This is a genomic window from Sulfuricurvum sp., from assembly GCF_028713855.1.
Lineage (GTDB): Bacteria > Campylobacterota > Campylobacteria > Campylobacterales > Sulfurimonadaceae > Sulfuricurvum.
In genome coordinates this window covers 1-17,176 of sequence record NZ_JAQTNN010000009.1, presented here as the reverse complement: position 1 = coordinate 17,176, position 17,176 = coordinate 1, and the positions used below count along the sequence as shown (strand labels likewise).

The following is a 17,176-nucleotide window of genomic DNA, read 5'->3' as shown; positions in this document are numbered from 1 at the left end:
ATTATCTTTTGCTCACGACAACCTTATTTTTTCCTTCCTCTTTTGCCTGATACATGGCATCATCTGCTTTTTTGACAAACGATTCGATGCTCTCAGCACCATTGTATTGAGCTACACCGATGCTAACGGTTATATGACCGACCTCTTTAAACGTAGAGTGCTCGATCTCTTTTTTGAGCCGTTCGGCAAGGGCTATAGTTCCCTCAAAAGGTGTATCTATTTGCAGAATGACAAACTCTTCACCGCCCCAGCGCGCGAACATCTCATTGCTCCTTACTATGGTACGGACGACTTCGGCAATTTGGATCAGGACATCATCCCCCGCATTGTGTCCGAAGGTATCATTTACTTTTTTAAAATCATCGATATCAAAAAGGATCAAGGAAACTGAAATAGTGGAGTCTTGGGCATGTTCAGTTGCTAATGTGAGCCATCGATTACACTGCAATCGGTTTGCCGCATTGGTCAGCGGATCGGTAGATGCAGCTTTTTCAAGCTCATGTTCAAAGATGACTCGTGATGTGATGTCTTTACCGGTTGAGATAAAATTGGTGAGTTCCTGACGCTTGTTTTTTAACGGGACGATGGTTTTGAATTCATGATAAAGGGTTGCATCTTTTCGTTTATTTGTCAGGACTCCGCGATAAGTTTCCCCTGAAAGGATCGTATCCCATAGATGCTGATAAAAGGAGGTTTGGTGTTCTCCGGATCGGAGGATATTGGGTGTATTGCCGATGACTTCATGCGCTAAATATCCCGATTGCTGCTCAAAAGTACGGTTGACATATTCTATTTTTCCCTCCAGATCGGTAATGACTACGGTATCTCCGCTCTCTTCGAGTGCTTTTGAGAGTCTGAGAAGATGAAAGTCGGTTTGGTGTTTAAAGACACGCAGTATCTGTGTGATCGCATAGCTTGCCACAATTGCGCACAAAGCGCGGAACAGCTCGATCGGTAAAGTGGTGAGTGCTTCAAAAGAGTCTTTGTTCACTACGGATGAGGGGAAAAACGATCCAGTGGGGACAATGAGTCCTGCAAAGATTCCATAGAGAAAAAAAGTGCTTGCAAGGAGATAAGCGCATCGTTTCATAGAATCATATACCGATCCTTGGACAAGGTAAAAGGGGTGAAAAAATATGTATGCGGTCATGAAAATTCCCGGAGCACCGAGGAAGTAGCGAATCAGAATATTGACATTTACAGAAGAAATATGATGAAAACCTATCAAAAATACAGCCGAACCTAAAATAATAAAGAGAAGAGTAATCATCGAAAATGTTTTATTCGAAACAACTCGTAAAGAAAAATAGAAAAGGATAGCATACGAGAGGCTCATCATTATCAAACTGGCTAGCTCAAAGACCTCTTTAGTCTCTTCAGCGCCCAATGATTTGAACATGACGAGCCATTCGGATATACCGTGGATAATTCCAAATGCACCCAAATATTTTAACTCACGGGTAAATTTGAAAATAGAATTTTCCATCGGGTAGTGGAGGATACTAAAGCCAAACATGAAAAATGCAAGGCCGTAGATAAAGTAGATATAGTCAATGAAATGGAGCATGAATTCTCATTTAGTGAAAGTATGATTAGGTATTCTTATGCAATTATAGCAGAGGAGAACTTTGAGGGTTATGGCTTATATGGTATGAAAGTGGACGGGGAGTGCTAAAGAGAGAATAATTAGCCTCTCCCTCGCGTTCCATAATAATACACTTCTTCTTCATTATTGACCGATTCAGGAATTTTGAGTTCTAAGGGCGCTGAAATTTCTACGTTTGTAAACCCGGCAATGACATCAAATTTATCTTCTCCTAAACTGAGGAGTTGACTCTCTAAAATACGAAGCTTGTGTTTGAGTTTATCCGATAAAGTGATGATCTCTTCATAATAGCGAACTGAGAGCTCGATTTCATGTTCGCTTGCTTTACTCTTGCTTCCTAATAGACCACCTAAAATATTTTTCTTCTTTTGTCCAAAATAGATAGGATATATCTTCATGTATTTATCATGCAATGTAAGTAGTAATTCTTCTATCTCTTCGATAACCATTCGAGAAGTCCCTAGACTAAAGAGCATCGCTTCATCATAAAACCATTTTCCAAAGAGTGAATCGGTAGAACTGAGTTGAATCGAATCAGAGGGAACATCTATACCGGACACGAGCAGTTTTATCGTGTTGACCCAGCGAATATGAGCTGTACGGGCTTGATGGAGATTGTGGATGGATTTTTCTTTATTGGACATAGCCGCCCCTTTTTAGTAGAAGTGTAACGGCTTGAAATAATTTTTACTCAGAATGATCGCTTATTTTTTAATCAAAAGAGCCAAAAAGGTGTTTGTCATACCCCTGCAAAACCTATTCCTACAAATTTGTACACAAAGTGCTGTTTTGTCGTAACGTTTTAGAAAATGTCGTAAAAAACCATAGAACGACGCATGCATCAACCTAAGTGAAGTTCAAAAATAAGGGGATAACATGGCTGGAGCAGCTAGCTTGCGACAAATCGCGTTCTACGGAAAAGGTGGGATCGGTAAATCTACTACATCTCAAAATACATTGGCAGCAATGTCACACTATTTCGATAAAAATATTATGATCGTTGGATGTGATCCAAAAGCGGATTCAACTCGTTTGATTCTTCACGAGAAAGCACAAGATACTATTCTTTCTCTTGCAGCAGAATACGGCACCATCGAAGACGTTGAGATGGAACAAGCTCGTCTTTGGGGTAAAGGTTTATTTGATAAAGAAACTCCGGGCGGTTGGATCAACTGTACAGAGTCAGGCGGACCAGAGCCAGGAGTAGGTTGTGCAGGTCGTGGTGTTATTACTGCGATTAACTTCCTCGAAGAAGAAGGCGCTTACGATGAAGAAGGTCTTGACTTCGTTTCTTACGACGTTCTTGGTGACGTTGTTTGCGGCGGATTTGCAATGCCTATTCGTGAAGGTAAAGCACAAGAAATTTACATCGTTATGTCTGGTGAAATGATGGCGATGTACGCAGCTAACAACATCTCTAAAGGGATTTTGAAATATGCAAACACTGGTGGAGTTCGTCTTGCCGGTCTAGTATGTAACGCTCGTATGACAGACAAAGAGTACGATTTGGCACTTGAGCTTGCTCAACGCCTTGGAACTCAATTGATCCACTTCGTACCACGTAACAACATCGTTCAACATGCTGAACTACGCCGTATGACGGTTGTTGAATACAGCCCATATTCTGACCAAGCTCGCGAATACAAAGAGCTTGCTCGTAAAATCGTTTATAACGATATGAAAATCATTCCTACTCCAATCAGTATGGATGAGCTTGAAGACTTGCTCCTTGCATTCGGTCTCGAAGACGAAGTTGATGAGTCTCAAGTTGGTAAAGCTGCGCACGAAGCGTAAGGTACCGAACGATTCCTCTTTTGAGGAATCTTCAATGGCTGTCATAGAAGTTCTATGACGTTTAACATCTTGTTAATAATGAAAAGAAAACAACAGAAAAAGGAGATTAGATGTTTGTATTAGGTTTTCACTTCCCAGCTTCAATGGGGAATCAAATTCCAGACGAATTAGTTGCAGAAAAAATTGCCGATGTTGATATCAGTGACGTTAAAGAGATCAAACTTTTGATGGGTACTAAAGATAAAGATAAAGAGTGGATCAGCTACACAAACAAAGATACTTTCTTGTTCCGTGCAATGGTTCATTACTTCAAAGAAGAGAACCCTGATAAAGCACAAAAATACATGATCTACATGAACCGTTACCAAATGTCTGCAATCTCTAAAAGAGTTGATGCAGCGGATGATGAAACAATGAAATTGTGTCATAACTTAGATTCGATGGAACAATTCCGTATCGAAGTCGCGTAAGGAAGGGGTGTATTATGGGTCCAGAAACACTAGAAGCTAAACAAAAAGCGGCCATTGAAGAGATCTTAAAAGCGTATCCTGAGAAAGCGGCAAAAAACCGTGAAAAACACTTAGGCGTTGGTTCTCCAAATGACGAAAATCAAAAAACGTGCGGTGATGTCCGTTCTAACAAAAAAACCGTCCCTGGTGTTATGAGTCAACGTGGTTGTGCTTATGCAGGTTCTAAAGGGGTTGTATGGGGTCCAGTTAAAGATATGATTCATATCTCTCACGGTCCTATCGGATGCGGTCAATACAGCCGTGCTGGTCGTCGTAACTATTATATCGGTGTAACCGGTGTTGATACATTCGTTACTATGAACTTTAGTACGGATTTCCAAGAAAACAACATCGTTTTCGGCGGAGACAAAAAATTGGGTATCGCTATTGATGAAATCAATAACCTTTTCCCTTTGAATAACGGTATCACTGTACAATCAGAATGTCCGATCGGTTTGATCGGGGATGATATCGGTGCTGTTGCGAAAGTAAAAGCAAAAGAGCTTGATAAAACAATCGTTCCTGTTAACTGTGAAGGTTTCCGTGGGGTTTCTCAATCATTGGGTCACCACATCGCAAATGACACGGTTCGTGACTATGTTTTTGATGCAAAAGTAAATGTTAATACAAGCGATGTAGAAACGACTGAGTATGACGTAGCAATCATCGGTGACTATAACATCGGTGGTGACGCTTGGTCAAGCCGTATTCTTTTGGAAGAAATGGGTCTTCGTGTTGTTGCACAATGGTCTGGAGATGCGACTCTTAAAGAGATGGCATTGACTCCAAAAGTTAAATTGAACTTGCTTCACTGCTACCGTTCAATGAACTACATCAGCCGACACATGGAAAAAGAGTACGGGATACCTTGGATTGAATATAACTTCTTCGGACCGTCACAAACTATCAAATCTCTCCGCAAAATCGCGGCGTTCTTTGATGAGAGCATCCAAGCAAAATGTGAAGAAGTTATCGCTAAATATCAACCGATGATCGATGCGGTTATCGCGAAATATAAACCACGTCTTAATGGTAAAACTGTAATGTTGTTCGTCGGTGGTCTCCGCCCTCGTCACGTTATCGGTGCTTACGAAGATTTGGGTATGGAAGTAATCGGAACCGGTTATGAGTTCGCTCATGATGACGACTACAAACGTACAAAAGAAGAGATTTTCCGTTCGACTGTAATCTATGATGATGTCAACGAGTATGAGCTTGAAGCGTTCGTTAAAAAACTTCAACCTGACCTAGTAGCTTCTGGGATCAAAGAGAAGTATGTATTCCAAAAAATGGGTCTTCCATACCGTCAAATGCACTCATGGGATTACAGCGGACCTTACCACGGGTACGATGGATTCGCTATTTTCGCCCAGGATATGGATCTTGCGATCAATTCTCCTGTATGGGCACATTCAAAAGCACCATGGGAACAAGAAGGCTGAAGCCTTCTTCCCTGCACTGAGCGAGCTTAGTCCGGCTCAGCTGCTTTAATTATACACACTGAGTTGGCTCTCGCAGCAGGCCCTTGCGCTTTTGGCGCTTTGAAAATTCCTTGCCTCGTATGAGGCAGAAAATTGTCTATACCAAGGAAAACACAATGCAAGAAGTAGAAAAAATCGTAAACGGGAAAGACCTGTTTAAACGACCTGAGTACCAAGATGTACTCAAAAACAAAAAACAATTTGAGTCGTCCATGCTCGCAATCAACCCTGCGAAAGTTGAAGAGATTGCTGAGTGGACTAAATCATGGGATTACCGTGAGAAAAACCTTGCTCGTGAAGCAATTACTGTTAACCCTGCGAAAGCATGCCAACCTCTTGGTGCGGTTATGGTTGCACTCGGGTTTGAAGGTACTATGCCTTACGTTCATGGTTCACATGGATGTGTTGCGTATTTCCGTTCATACTTTACTCGTCACTTCAAAGAGCCTACACCATGTGTATCTGACTCTATGACTGAAGATGCTGCGGTATTCGGTGGATTGGTAAATATGAAAGAGGGTCTTAAAAACTGTGCTGCAGTTTACAAACCTAAAATGATCGCTGTTTCTACTACTTGTATGGCAGAAGTTATCGGTGACGACTTGATGGCATTCATCATCGCTGCAAAAGAAGAAGATAAAGGTGAGTTTTTACCTGCTGAATATCCGATTCCGTTTGCACACACTCCTTCATTCGTAGGAAGCCATATCACTGGATATGACAACATGATGCACGGTATCATGTCTCAACTTACTGAAGGTAACAAAGGCGAAACAAAACAACGTATCAATATCATCCCTGGTTTTGAAACGTATATCGGAAGCCTTCGTTCAGTAAAAAGCATCGTAGAAGCATTCGACACTGACTATATCATGTTGGGTGACCACTCTGATCAATGGGATATGCCTGCTGGTCAATACGAAATGTTCCAAGGCGGAACAAAAATCGAAGACGCAAAAGATTGTATCAACTCTTCTGCTACTATCAGTCTTCAAAAATATGCAACGTCTAAAACTATGAAAATGGTAGAAAAACGTTGGAAACATGCTGGTGGAACAAGCAACCCAATCGGTCTTAAAGGGACTGATGAGTTTGTTATGAAACTTGCAGAATTGACAGGTAAAGAAGTTCCTGCAAAACTAAAAATCGAGCGCGGCCGTTTAGTTGATGCTATGCAAGACAGCTATCCGTACATGCACGGTAAAAAATTCGCTATCTGGGGTGATCCTGACTTCCTTCTAGGTGTTGTTTCATTCTTGTTAGAGATGGGTGCAGAGCCGACTCACGTTCTATGCCACAATGCACCGAACGGTTGGGAAGATGAAATGAGAGCATTGCTTGATACATCTCCGGCGAAAGATAGCCTAAATGTTTGGGCAGGAAAAGACTTGTGGGCAATGCGTTCACTCTTGTTCACTGAGCCTGTCGATTTCATGATCGGTAACAGCTATGGTAAAGAGTTGATGCGTGATACTGGTACTCCGTTGATCTACATCGGATTCCCAATCTTCGACCGTCATCACCTACACCGTTACTCTATCAGCGGATACGATGGAGCGTTGAACCTTCTTACTTGGATCACGAACAAAGTTCTTGACCAATTGGATGAAGATACCAAAGGTATCGCTACAACGGACTACTTCTTCGACCTCATTCGCTAAATCTTTGTCCCCTTGCGGGACAAAACTTCATTGTTTCTCGTCATTTTCCCCTTATGGGGATTTTTTTGGTTGAGTTTTTTTCGAAAGACTTAGTCAAACAAATAGGATGATTTATGGCCGGTGTACAAGATAAATTAAAAGCAGAATTAATGGTCGAAATCTATGCGAGTATCGATCGTATTTATGATTCAATCGAACAACATTTCGACCTTGATGAGACTCGACGAAGCAATGTCATTAAAAGTCTCAATACTCTAAAAGATGAACTTTATTTCGTCGTCCAAACTACTCCACTCTCCTAAAATACACCAGTACGGTGTATTGCTTTTTAATAATGATATTTCAGTCCGATAATCAATGAATGGTCGCTCGCCGAATCACTCAGACCATACCCGTAATCACCCCCGATTGACCAGTGTGAGCCGATATTTTGCATATATCCGGCATGAATACTCTTAACACTTTCAATATCTTGATAGATCGTATCGTTTTGGTTATATGAGATACTGAGTGTTGATTTGGGTGTTAACTGATATCCAAAGCCTGCTTGAAACATTTGCGTATTTTGATACGTTGCTTTTGCCACATCCTTATCATTTACCCATGTATGGCTGTATCCACCGAACAAATATTTTGTAGAATCGATTTCATACTGTAAATTTAATAATGCTGTATAGTCAACAGCCTCATTGCTATAACTGCTTTTATACGTCGGAAGAACGATACCTATGCCGGGATAGAGTGTAAGTTTTTCAGTTGGTGTGATTCGATATAAAACATTTATCAGTGTGTCATTCCAGCCGTTTGCCATTGCATCGGATAGATCGGAACGGTAGTAGGATGTGAATCCTTGAAATATCCAGTTTTTTAGATAGATATCAGCCTCAAATGATGTTGTCCACGTATCGCTGTATTCTTGTGAAGCGTAGTTTATTTTTGAATATTCTTCGGCAAAAATCAGATCAAAATGAAGTGAGTTTTGTGTGCTTTGTATCGTACAACCGTTTAGATCGACCAAATCACTAAACAGTGTTTGCGGACATTTGTCATACGCGTCTTCTACACCGTCCATATCGCTGTCGGTGTATCCAAATAGTGAAGTACTAATTAAAAGTGCAACAAGATAGCTCCGTTTCATGGATGTCCTTGCTGTTTTGGAGCGGAATTGATATTTTTATTATATAACGGTATCACTCCTGAACCGCCTACACCGCTTCCTTGTGTGAAACCGTTTTGAAATTTCCCACTTCCTCCCATACTGCTTTTGAGTGTTTCTAACGCATTGGAGCGTTCTTCTTCATTCATTGCGGCGATTTTCATTTTAAGAGCATTCATTAATTCTACTCTTTCCTGAGGATTGGCATGTTTGATCGCTTCAATCTGTTCGTTCAGTGATTGAGCGGCATCCAGTGATATAGCAGTTACGAGGACGAATAGTAAAGAGAGTTTAGTATTCATATGTATCCTTTTTTTTAAATAGTGTAAGTATGGTATAAAACCATTAGCGAACCGTTAGCGAAGCAAGCTGTAGTGTGAATAGACTCCCTTTGCCGGGTGAACTTTCTACCTCTATGGATATTTTTAGCATATCGCAGAATTTTTTTACGATATGCAGTCCGATTCCCATTCCACGTTCATGTTCTTTGTAAAAACGCTCAAAAATCTTTTCAGGATGGGCAATCCCTTTGCCTGTATCTTGTATAAAAAGAGATGCTTTGCGGCTATCAACATTGATGTTAACTGAGCCGCTTCGAATGTTGTATTTAGCGGCATTGCTAAGCAGATTGTCGATAATACGGACAAAAGCATCTCGATTTGTATCGATCAAGAGCGTTTCTTGATTGAGGGTAAACGTGATTTCAGGATAAAGCTTTTGAAACGCTATCAACCTCTCTTCCAATAGACCATGGAGGTCGAAACGTTCACGCTTGACATCATGTTCTTCGAGATATCCGCGTAAATTATCCCCTAATGAGACGATTGTATCGATGCTTTGTGTGATTCGTGCTATCTTTTTTTCATCCTTTTGTTCGACGCTTAATCGGCTGACATTCAGACGAAGGGTTGATAGAGGAGTATTTAGATCATGCAAAATATCACGACTGAACTCTTCGGTCAAACGCAGAGCCCGACGCAATGGATTGAGAGCATAGAGAGAAAAGAGGGCTGAGATGACTAATATGACTGCAAGTGCCCAGAGATAATGACCTATCACTTGATTTTGTGATTGTCGCAGCAGTTTTTGATAATGACTTTGCGACAAGCTAAGTTTCAGGGCATAGGTATCGTTTTTCGGTATTGAAAACAGCGCATACAGCTCTTGGTGTGATTCACTGAGCTGGTAGAGTTTTTTCGATTCCAGCGGGACAAAATCAAAGTCGTATTGGGTACATTTGAGATCGTAACTGCATAAACGCATTTCATTGTATACTTTTTCATGGATTTCGTGTTTGAGTTTGAAATATTCATAATACTCCAGTACTCCGCTCAAAAAGGCGAGAGAGAGAAAAAAGACTCCGAAACTTTTTAGAAACGATTCACGTTCAGCTCTTCTCAATGCGATATCCTATCCCCCGAACATTTTCGATGTTCCATCCGGTAGTATGTTTGAGTTTGTTGATTGCGACTCGTAATGCACTCTGACTAGGGTGTTCCATTAGATCGAATAAACTTTCTTTGCTGATAGTGCGGCCGATATTGGTTATAAAAAGGCGTAAGAATGGCAGCTGTACATCACCGAGTGACAAGAATTTTCCGTTTCGTTTTACTTCATCATTAATAGGATTATAGGTGACCTCTCCATATTGTACATCTTGTTTGATCTGACCGAATCGGGCCTCGATACGAACTAAAAGCTCTTCTGGATAAAAGGGTTTTTTTAGATAATCGTTTGCACCCACACCAAATCCTTTTGTGATGGAAGCAATATCGCTCATTGCACTGATAAAAATTGTAGGGGTTTGATCATCGGCACTGCGGAGACTTTCTACAAGATCGAAACCGTTGATCTCAGGGACATTGATATCAAAAATATAGAGATCATAGTGAGTGTTGAAGGCGGCTTCCGCCGCTGCTTCGCCATCGGAAACCCAGTCTGTCGCATATCCTGCTTCAGTGAGCATTTCGTGCAGAGTTTCACCTAGAACTGTATCGTCTTCCAACAAGAGGATAGTCAATGAAACTCCTTTTAAGTGTATTAATAATTATATCAGAGTTGTTTATTAAACGCTGCGAGATGGTTTTTGACGCAGAGTTCTTCTAAACTCATCGCATTCTTTGGTGCTGCATGCCTCCGCCTTGACCCATTTGTGATCTAGCACCATTTTGGTGATTAAATCTATTTTGAGTCATATCTCTTTGCATGATCTGTCGCTCTTCTTGGTTCATAGATTGCATACGGGTTTGCATTTGGGCTTGGTAGGCTGCGCGTTCTTCGATCGGTACTGATCCACGCATTGCTTTCATCTCTTCCATATTCATAGCACTGTAGTCTGTTGCAAACGCTGCAACACTTAATAATGCGATTAGACCTAACTTTTTCATGGGATGCTCCTGTGTTTTAGATGCTGAAAGTATTACGTAGTAGCATTAGTGAAGTGTTAGTGCGAAGTACAATGAATGCAATGTCATCCATACATTAGATATATTAAAGAGGGAGCTTACATGTTTAAGTATTTGTTTCATTTATACACAGTGTCGAAATCTTTTGTAAGTTTCAGTCAAAAAATATCATGATTCATGTCATAAAGTTTTATGATGGAATGTGAAATCAATTAAAGGTTTGATTGTGTTTCAGATGAAAAAAATGACTCTATTGCAACGAACAGTCGTCTGGTTGATCGCAATAGCTATGTTTTTTTTTCTTTTACTGCTTTCTATTATATGGGCATTAAAACAATCGGTTCAGGAAGGGTATGATCCCTCTCTAAGCTTAATAATTTTGTACTTTATCGGTGTTTCTATTGTTATCGGATTGATTATAAAGGTATTCAGATCGTTTTCAAAACCGATTACGGAATTGACCGAAAACGCTTTGAAAATAGCGGATGGTGATTATAATGTCCATTTTAACATTGAAGACTATGATGTTGAATGGAAGCTATTGATGAGCATATTTAACCAAATGTCCGTAGAAACGCGGCGCAAGATTGAGCAGCTTAATAATCAGAATGAAGTCTTGTTTATCTATAAAGAACAGATTGAAGAACTCAATCAACGTCTCGCTAAAAAGATTAAAATCAAATCAAAACAGCTTCAAGGTTATCTCGACATAATCGATAATTATGTTATCACTTCTCAAACCGATATAAACGGCACGATTACGTATGCATCAGAGGCATTTTGCCGGATCAGCGGCTATACGAAAGAGGACCTCATCGGAGAGAATCACCGTATTATTCGACATCCCGACATGCCTGCAACATTATTTGAAGAGTTATGGGCTACTATCAGCTCGGGGAAAATATGGCATGGCGAGATGAAAAATCGTAAATCCGATGGTGGTGAGTATTGGGTGGATACAACCATTACACCGAATATAGAAGAGGGTGTAATTACGGGCTATACAGCTGTACGACATGATATCACGGATCAAAAACTGATTGAAGAGATGGCCATTACCGATGCGATGACCGGTCTGTATAATCGCCGTTTTTATGCGAAAATAATTGATGATGAGCTCAACCGTGTCAAACAGCATCACTCCACTCTGGCATTGATGATGCTGGATGTTGATAATTTTAAACTTTACAACGACACCTATGGACATCACGCAGGAGATACTGTACTCAGTAAAATTGCCAATGTACTCAAATTTTATACATCAAGATTCGGTGAGTATGCATTTCGATTGGGTGGGGAAGAATTCGGGATTATCGTCAGCGATATGAATGAAGAAAAATACGGAGCTTTGGCTGAACACATTCGTACTTCAGTTGAAAAGTTGGCAATATTACATGAAAAAAACGATCCTGCTTCATGTGTAACCGTATCGATCGGAATTGCACTCTATTATCCTGATAGTGTCATGTCGTGTGATGAGCTCTATAAAGAGGCGGATATGCAACTCTATCGAGCAAAAGAGAATGGGAGAAATCGAGTCATATTAGGTGAAAAAGAGTAAAAATCTACCCTGAATAGGACGTAAACATAAACCCTTTTTTTTCAAAAAGTGTCAAACAAGCATCAACCACTGTAGAATCGTACCAAGTTCCCCGTCCGCGTCGAATCTCATCCAGTGACGGTTCGATCCCTAAGGATGCACGATACGGGCGATGAGACGACATGGCTTCGACTACGTCAGCAACACAGATAATTTTTGCCCCTATAAGAATATCTTCCCCTTTCAGCCCTTGCGGATAACCGGACCCATCAATTTTTTCATGATGCTGCAAAATTGTATCGGCTATGGGCCATGGAAATTTGACATCTTTGAGAATATTATATCCTTCCTGCGGATGGGTCTTGATAAGCATAAATTCGATTTCACTGAGTCTGCCGGGCTTGACTAGAATTTCGGCAGGGATATGAATTTTCCCCAGATCGTGGATAAGAGCGGCAAAATGGATTCCTTGGACTTCCTCTTCACTTAAACCGATTTCCTGTGCGATGGCGGATGCAAGTTCTGAAACACGGCGCTGATGACCGGCAGTGTAGGGATCTCTTGCTTCGACGGTAGCAGCAATAATCTGAATCGATTGCTCGAGACTTTGGCGTAGGGCTTTTGCCTGTTGGTCGTGTGCAATACGGGTACGCAAGGTAATTACTCCAAATGCGAGGTCACCGGAAAGCTCTTCTAAGAGTCGGATTTCATTGTCTTCAAAAGAGTTCTCTTTAGAAGAATAGATACACAAAGCACCAAATACTTTCTTCCCATCAAAGAGAGGTAATGCGATGTTAGAGGTGTAGTCTTTTATCTGTATACTTTCTCTCCATGTCTCACACCCGATTATACATTGGTTATTTCTGTAAACTTGTGTCATTCCGCTGCGTATCGCATGAGAAACAGGAAATTGGCCGTTTGACGTATCATCCCATGTGACTCGATTCAGCCATTCATAATCATCGTCTTCCATTCCGGAACTTGCCATCATCGTAATACTTTTTGTAGCATCATTATTAGCATATACGACAACAGCGAGGTTGTATCCGGCCTGTATTTTGATGATATCTGTAACTTGCTGGAGGAGTTCCTGTTCATCGTTTGCCCGTACGAGAGCCATATTTCCGGCAGAAAGCGTTTTTAGAGCACGGTTTGCATGCATTAAAGCATTTTGTTCTTTTTTTCGTTCGGTGATATCTCTAGTAATGGTAAAAGTCATCGGCTCACCATTGATTATTACCCCGCTGATACTCACTTCAGCATCGTAGAGGGTACCGTTTTTTCGGCGATGACGGGTTTCGATCGTGGTATTTACACTTCCTATATCGAGAAATTTGTTTCGGATCTCATGTTCATTCATTAAGGCTTCAAAATCCCATATATGCAAATCAAGTATTTCTTCAGGTGTATACCCGATCATATTTTCAAAACAGGCGTTGGCTTCTACTATTTTGAAATCTTTGTCAATGACAGCGATACCGTCATGGGAACTTTCCATCATAATACGACGGCGAGTGACTTCGTTTTTGAGGGTTTCTTCCGCAAGCTTTCGTTCAGTAATGACGTCAAAGACAGCAACAAAATATCCTGTCATCGGACAGTACAGAGAGATAAAAAACCACATGTTGAGCGATTTTACATAAGTTTCAAATTGCTCCGACTTACCTCCGGAAGCAACTCGTACATATCGTTCGAAAAGCTCCGGATCAGATTGTCGGATTCCTGGGACCACTTCGCTTAGACGTTTGCCAATGACATTTTTGAGGCCGGTCTGCTGCTCAAATGCTTTGTTGACCTCAAGATAGATAAAGTCTGCGGGGCGTCCTTCATCATAAATCATTTGGCAATAGGCAAAACCGTTAAGCATTGCCTCAAAAAGGGTACGGTATCGTATTTCACTTTCGCGTAGATGTTCTTCTGCATGTATGCGTGCGGTAACATCTCTGTCTATTCCACGATAGCCTAAAAAATCTCCTTGTTCGTTAAAAAAAGGGAGACCGCTGGTTTCCAAGATTTTGAGTGTGCCGTCTTTGCAGCGATTGACGTTCTGAAGTGTATTTAAAGGGGCGCAGTCAGCGATGATTTTTTGAAATTCGTCGCCGATTCGCTCTACTTCTTCAGGTGTCATGAAATCAAAAGGAGATTTCCCTAATACTTCCTCCGGAGTGTATCCAAGAAGCTCTTCGACCCTTGGACTGATATAGGTATAAAGGCCTTTAGCATTGATTTCCCATATCCAGTCACTGGTTGATTCGACCAATGCACGAAATTTTCCCTCACTCTCACGGAGTGCCTGCTCGATTTTTCGTTGTTCGGTGACATCTTTGAGAATATGCAAGGAATAAAGGTAATTGCCATTATCATCTTTGATAATAACTCCGCGAGAAAAGAAAAAGCGCTCATCCACCTGTATCTCTTCTTCGCTTCCTTCATCGTCAGAACACTCTAATGCTTCTAAACAGTGATGCATGGGGCCGTCATTTTTTGGGAAGAGTTCGTAGTAGGGACGACCTATGATCTCTTGAAACGGCAATTCTGCATGTAGTTGATACGCACGATTACAGCGTAAAATGCGAAATTCTCTGTCATGCATGAAAATAGGATACTCAATGGCATCTAATGCGTCTACCCATTCGTTAAGTGCTTTTTCGACTTCTTTGACGCCCATTATTTCTATCCTGGATTAGATCTTCATACTAAATCAATAAGTTATTCTACACCATCTGTAACAATAATATCACATAATAGTTTGTAATACTATTTTTCTAAGCTTATCATTTGTCTGTACTAAAAGCAAATCCTTTTTCTTCAAAGAGTTTTAGACAGGTATCCACAATTGTTCCATCGTACCATGTTCCTCGCCCGCGTCGTATCTCATCCAGCGCCGGTTCGATCCCTAGAGATGCACGATAAGGTCGGTGCGAAGACATGGCTTCGACTACGTCGGCGACACAGATGATCTTTGCCTCGATAAGTATCTCTTCGTCTTTTAATCCTTGCGGATAACCGGTGCCGTCGAGTTTTTCATGGTGCTGTAAAATGATATCGGCGATAGGCCATGGAAATTTGACATCTTTGAGGATGTTGTATCCCTCTTGCGGATGGGTTTGAATCAACATAAACTCGATATTATTGAGTCTGCCCGGTTTGGAAAGAATTTCTGCCGGGATATGGATTTTCCCTAGGTCATGGATGATAGCGGCAAGTTGGATCCCATGTATCTGTTCTTCGTCCAGATTCATTTCCTGTGCAATGGCTATTGCGAGCTCACTTACGCGGTTCTGATGCCCGGCAGTGTAGGGGTCTCGTGCTTCTACCGTGGCGGCAATCGTTTGAATGGATTGTTCCAGACTTTCTCGAAGCAGCGTTGTATGCTGTTCGTGTTCGACGCGGGCGCGCAGATTGATAATGCCGTATGCAAGGTCATTTGCCAACTCTTCAAGCAGCTTGATTTCTTCATCGTCAAATGCATTTTCTTCACTGGAATAGATACATAGAGCTCCGAATGTCTTTTCTCCATTTGTGAGCGGTAGTGCTATATTGGAAACATAGCCTTGGGAAAGTGCCGTATCTTTCCAGAATTGCAACCCAATCGAACACGCAATATTACGGCAGACTTGTGTTGTTCCGCTGCGAATCGCAAGGGATACCGGCAATTGACCGTTTGGCGTATCATCCCATGTAACATCGTTCGCCCAATTATGATTATCTGCCTTCATTCCTGCAGCAGCTACAGGTGTAAGACTTTTTCGCGTATTTTCATCGGCATAGACAACAACCGCGAGGTTATATCCAGCCTGTTTAACGATAATATCGGTAACATTCTGAAGTAATTCACCCTCATTTTTTGTCCGTACTAATGCCATATTTCCTGCAGAAAGTGTTTTGAGGGCTCGGTTGGCGCGTTTTATGGATATTTCAGATTGCTTGCGTTCGGTTATATCCCTATCAATACCGCGATATCCGGCAAACTCACCTTGCTCATCAAAAAAAGGAAGTCCGCTCGTTTCTAGGATTTTGATTGTTCCGTCTTTACAGATATTGGTATTTTCCAATGTCTGTATCGGTGCTTGTTCAATAAGAATTTTTTTATATTCCTCGCTTAAACGATCTACTTCATCTGGTAGCATAAAATCAAAAGGGGATTTTCCAACGACTTCTTCAGGGGTGTAGCCTAGAAGGGTTTCTACTCTGGGACTGGCATAAGTATAGTGTCCGTTTTGGTCAATTTCCCATATCCAGTCGATGGTAGATTCGACGAGGGAACGAAATTTTTCTTCGCTTTGACGCAACTGTTCCTGGCTTTTTTTCCGTTCTGAAATATCGCGGATGATACCTATCGCATTTAAACGACCTGAAATTCTAACAGCTGAGAGGGAAAGCTCGATCGGGAACTCCGTGCCGTCTTTTTTTAATGCAGCGAGTTCAAGCGTTTTGCCAACTGCCGGACCTTCGCCCGTTTTAATGAAATGGCTGAAACCGATGCGATGAGCAGCAAGAAAGCGTTCGGGTGTGAGCAGTCCATGAAGTGATTGCCCGAGCGCCTCTTGAGCTGTATAGCCGAATATCTTTTCAGCTGCTTCGTTCCAATATGATATATTTCCTTGATCATCCATAATGAGGATAGCATCCTGTGCGGAAGAGGTAATACTGCGGAATTTTTCTTCATTGTCATTCAAGACTTGTTTTGTGTTTATATACTCTGTTATGTCTTCTAAAATATGCACGGAATGAAGATATTGGCCGTTTTCATCTTTTAATGAGTAGAGGCGTGAACGAAAACGTGTCTCGCCTACTTGTATCTCTTTTTCAGTTCCTGTGCTATCAGAGTGTTCTATTGTTTGTAGCGGAGTATTAGTTTTTGGAAAAATATCAAAGTAAGGTTGTCCGATAATTCGGTGAAACGGGAGTTCCGCAAGCTTCTGATAGGCTCGATTACACCGGAGGATTCGATACTCTTTATCGTACATGAAGATCGGATCGCCCACCACATCCAAAGCGGCTAGCCACTCTTTATGGGCTTC

At 41.3% G+C, this 17,176-nt stretch carries 15 protein-coding genes; 6 read left to right on the top strand and 9 right to left on the bottom strand.

The annotated features are described in order from the left end of the window. Nucleotide 1: 1 nt before the first annotated feature. Together PHI47_RS09150 and PHI47_RS09145 are read right to left on the bottom strand one after the other, a co-directional pair. Nucleotides 2–1,567 (bottom strand): diguanylate cyclase, encoded by a 1,566-nt coding sequence (locus PHI47_RS09150; RefSeq protein ID WP_299933011.1) that lies wholly within the window; start codon nucleotides 1,565–1,567, stop codon nucleotides 2–4. A 119-nt stretch (nucleotides 1,568–1,686) separates the two neighbouring features. Beyond that, nucleotides 1,687–2,250, bottom strand: coding sequence for a hypothetical protein (locus PHI47_RS09145; protein ID WP_299933014.1), 564 nt, complete (start codon nucleotides 2,248–2,250; stop codon nucleotides 1,687–1,689). 232 nt (nucleotides 2,251–2,482) lie between these two features. Between PHI47_RS09145 and nifH the strand changes: the two genes are divergently transcribed. From nifH to PHI47_RS09120, 5 genes are all read left to right on the top strand, one after another. After that, the gene (gene nifH, locus PHI47_RS09140) at nucleotides 2,483–3,400 is read left to right on the top strand and encodes a nitrogenase iron protein (protein ID WP_041192420.1); all 918 of its coding nucleotides are present in this window, start codon (nucleotides 2,483–2,485) and stop codon (nucleotides 3,398–3,400) included. Nucleotides 3,401–3,510: 110 nt separating this feature from the next. Beyond that, entirely contained in the window at nucleotides 3,511–3,870 is a 360-nt protein-coding gene (locus PHI47_RS09135; protein ID WP_299933026.1) for a hypothetical protein, read from the top strand. A gap of 14 nt (nucleotides 3,871–3,884) precedes the next feature. Further along, the gene (gene nifD / locus PHI47_RS09130) at nucleotides 3,885–5,351 is read left to right on the top strand and encodes a nitrogenase molybdenum-iron protein alpha chain (protein WP_299926290.1); all 1,467 of its coding nucleotides are present in this window, start codon (nucleotides 3,885–3,887) and stop codon (nucleotides 5,349–5,351) included. Nucleotides 5,352–5,506: 155 nt separating this feature from the next. Next, nucleotides 5,507–7,051, top strand: a complete 1,545-nt coding sequence (gene nifK / locus PHI47_RS09125; RefSeq protein WP_299936511.1) for a nitrogenase molybdenum-iron protein subunit beta — start codon at nucleotides 5,507–5,509, stop codon at nucleotides 7,049–7,051. A gap of 113 nt (nucleotides 7,052–7,164) precedes the next feature. Beyond that, nucleotides 7,165–7,353: a hypothetical protein gene (locus PHI47_RS09120; protein ID WP_299926288.1), complete on the top strand. Its 189-nt coding sequence runs from the start codon at nucleotides 7,165–7,167 to the stop codon at nucleotides 7,351–7,353. Nucleotides 7,354–7,379: 26 nt separating this feature from the next. Here PHI47_RS09120 and PHI47_RS09115 read toward each other — a convergent pair whose 3' ends face one another. The 5 genes from PHI47_RS09115 to PHI47_RS09095 form a co-directional block, all read right to left on the bottom strand. Then, a complete protein-coding gene (locus PHI47_RS09115; RefSeq protein WP_299926285.1) occupies nucleotides 7,380–8,189 on the bottom strand; it encodes a DUF3187 family protein in 810 nt (269 codons plus the stop codon). Then, nucleotides 8,186–8,509, bottom strand: coding sequence for a hypothetical protein (locus PHI47_RS09110; protein WP_299926281.1), 324 nt, complete (start codon nucleotides 8,507–8,509; stop codon nucleotides 8,186–8,188). The genes PHI47_RS09115 and PHI47_RS09110 overlap by 4 nt, the downstream gene beginning before the upstream one ends. Nucleotides 8,510–8,552: 43 nt before the next feature. Continuing rightward, the gene (locus PHI47_RS09105; protein ID WP_299926278.1) at nucleotides 8,553–9,608 is read right to left on the bottom strand and encodes a HAMP domain-containing sensor histidine kinase; all 1,056 of its coding nucleotides are present in this window, start codon (nucleotides 9,606–9,608) and stop codon (nucleotides 8,553–8,555) included. Continuing rightward, nucleotides 9,595–10,227 (bottom strand): response regulator transcription factor, encoded by a 633-nt coding sequence (locus tag PHI47_RS09100; protein WP_299926275.1) that lies wholly within the window; start codon nucleotides 10,225–10,227, stop codon nucleotides 9,595–9,597. Before PHI47_RS09100 ends, PHI47_RS09105 begins: the two co-directional genes overlap by 14 nt. Before the next feature lie 88 nt (nucleotides 10,228–10,315). Next, nucleotides 10,316–10,594 carry a DUF1104 domain-containing protein gene (locus tag PHI47_RS09095; protein WP_299926272.1) on the bottom strand — a complete coding sequence of 93 codons (279 nt, stop codon included), beginning with the start codon at nucleotides 10,592–10,594 and terminating at the stop codon, nucleotides 10,316–10,318. A gap of 253 nt (nucleotides 10,595–10,847) precedes the next feature. Between PHI47_RS09095 and PHI47_RS09090 the strand changes: the two genes are divergently transcribed. Then, on the top strand, nucleotides 10,848–12,173 hold the full coding sequence (locus PHI47_RS09090) for a diguanylate cyclase (RefSeq protein ID WP_299926291.1): 1,326 nt from the start codon (nucleotides 10,848–10,850) through the stop codon (nucleotides 12,171–12,173). Nucleotides 12,174–12,177: 4 nt separating this feature from the next. On the opposite strand, the gene PHI47_RS09085 is transcribed toward PHI47_RS09090, so the two are convergent. Both PHI47_RS09085 and PHI47_RS09080 read right to left on the bottom strand, forming a co-directional pair. Further along, entirely contained in the window at nucleotides 12,178–14,820 is a 2,643-nt protein-coding gene (locus PHI47_RS09085; protein ID WP_299926269.1) for a PAS domain S-box protein, read from the bottom strand. A 106-nt stretch (nucleotides 14,821–14,926) separates the two neighbouring features. Beyond that, on the bottom strand, nucleotides 14,927–17,176 hold a 2,250-nt coding region (locus PHI47_RS09080), incomplete at its 5' end, for a PAS domain S-box protein (protein ID WP_299936508.1).

What these genes read in the sequence shown, in the direction of transcription:
- PHI47_RS09150 (WP_299933011.1), bottom strand. Translation starts at nt 1,567, where the DNA reads ATGCTCCATTTCATTGACTATATCTACTTTATCTACGGCCTTGCATTT.
- PHI47_RS09145 (WP_299933014.1), bottom strand. Translation starts at nt 2,250, where the DNA reads ATGTCCAATAAAGAAAAATCCATCCACAATCTCCATCAAGCCCGTACA.
- nifH (WP_041192420.1), top strand. Translation starts at nt 2,483, where the DNA reads ATGGCTGGAGCAGCTAGCTTGCGACAAATCGCGTTCTACGGAAAAGGT.
- PHI47_RS09135 (WP_299933026.1), top strand. Translation starts at nt 3,511, where the DNA reads ATGTTTGTATTAGGTTTTCACTTCCCAGCTTCAATGGGGAATCAAATT.
- nifD (WP_299926290.1), top strand. Translation starts at nt 3,885, where the DNA reads ATGGGTCCAGAAACACTAGAAGCTAAACAAAAAGCGGCCATTGAAGAG.
- nifK (WP_299936511.1), top strand. Translation starts at nt 5,507, where the DNA reads ATGCAAGAAGTAGAAAAAATCGTAAACGGGAAAGACCTGTTTAAACGA.
- PHI47_RS09120 (WP_299926288.1), top strand. Translation starts at nt 7,165, where the DNA reads ATGGCCGGTGTACAAGATAAATTAAAAGCAGAATTAATGGTCGAAATC.
- PHI47_RS09115 (WP_299926285.1), bottom strand. Translation starts at nt 8,189, where the DNA reads ATGAAACGGAGCTATCTTGTTGCACTTTTAATTAGTACTTCACTATTT.
- PHI47_RS09110 (WP_299926281.1), bottom strand. Translation starts at nt 8,509, where the DNA reads ATGAATACTAAACTCTCTTTACTATTCGTCCTCGTAACTGCTATATCA.
- PHI47_RS09095 (WP_299926272.1), bottom strand. Translation starts at nt 10,594, where the DNA reads ATGAAAAAGTTAGGTCTAATCGCATTATTAAGTGTTGCAGCGTTTGCA.
- PHI47_RS09090 (WP_299926291.1), top strand. Translation starts at nt 10,848, where the DNA reads ATGAAAAAAATGACTCTATTGCAACGAACAGTCGTCTGGTTGATCGCA.
- PHI47_RS09085 (WP_299926269.1), bottom strand. Translation starts at nt 14,820, where the DNA reads ATGGGCGTCAAAGAAGTCGAAAAAGCACTTAACGAATGGGTAGACGCA.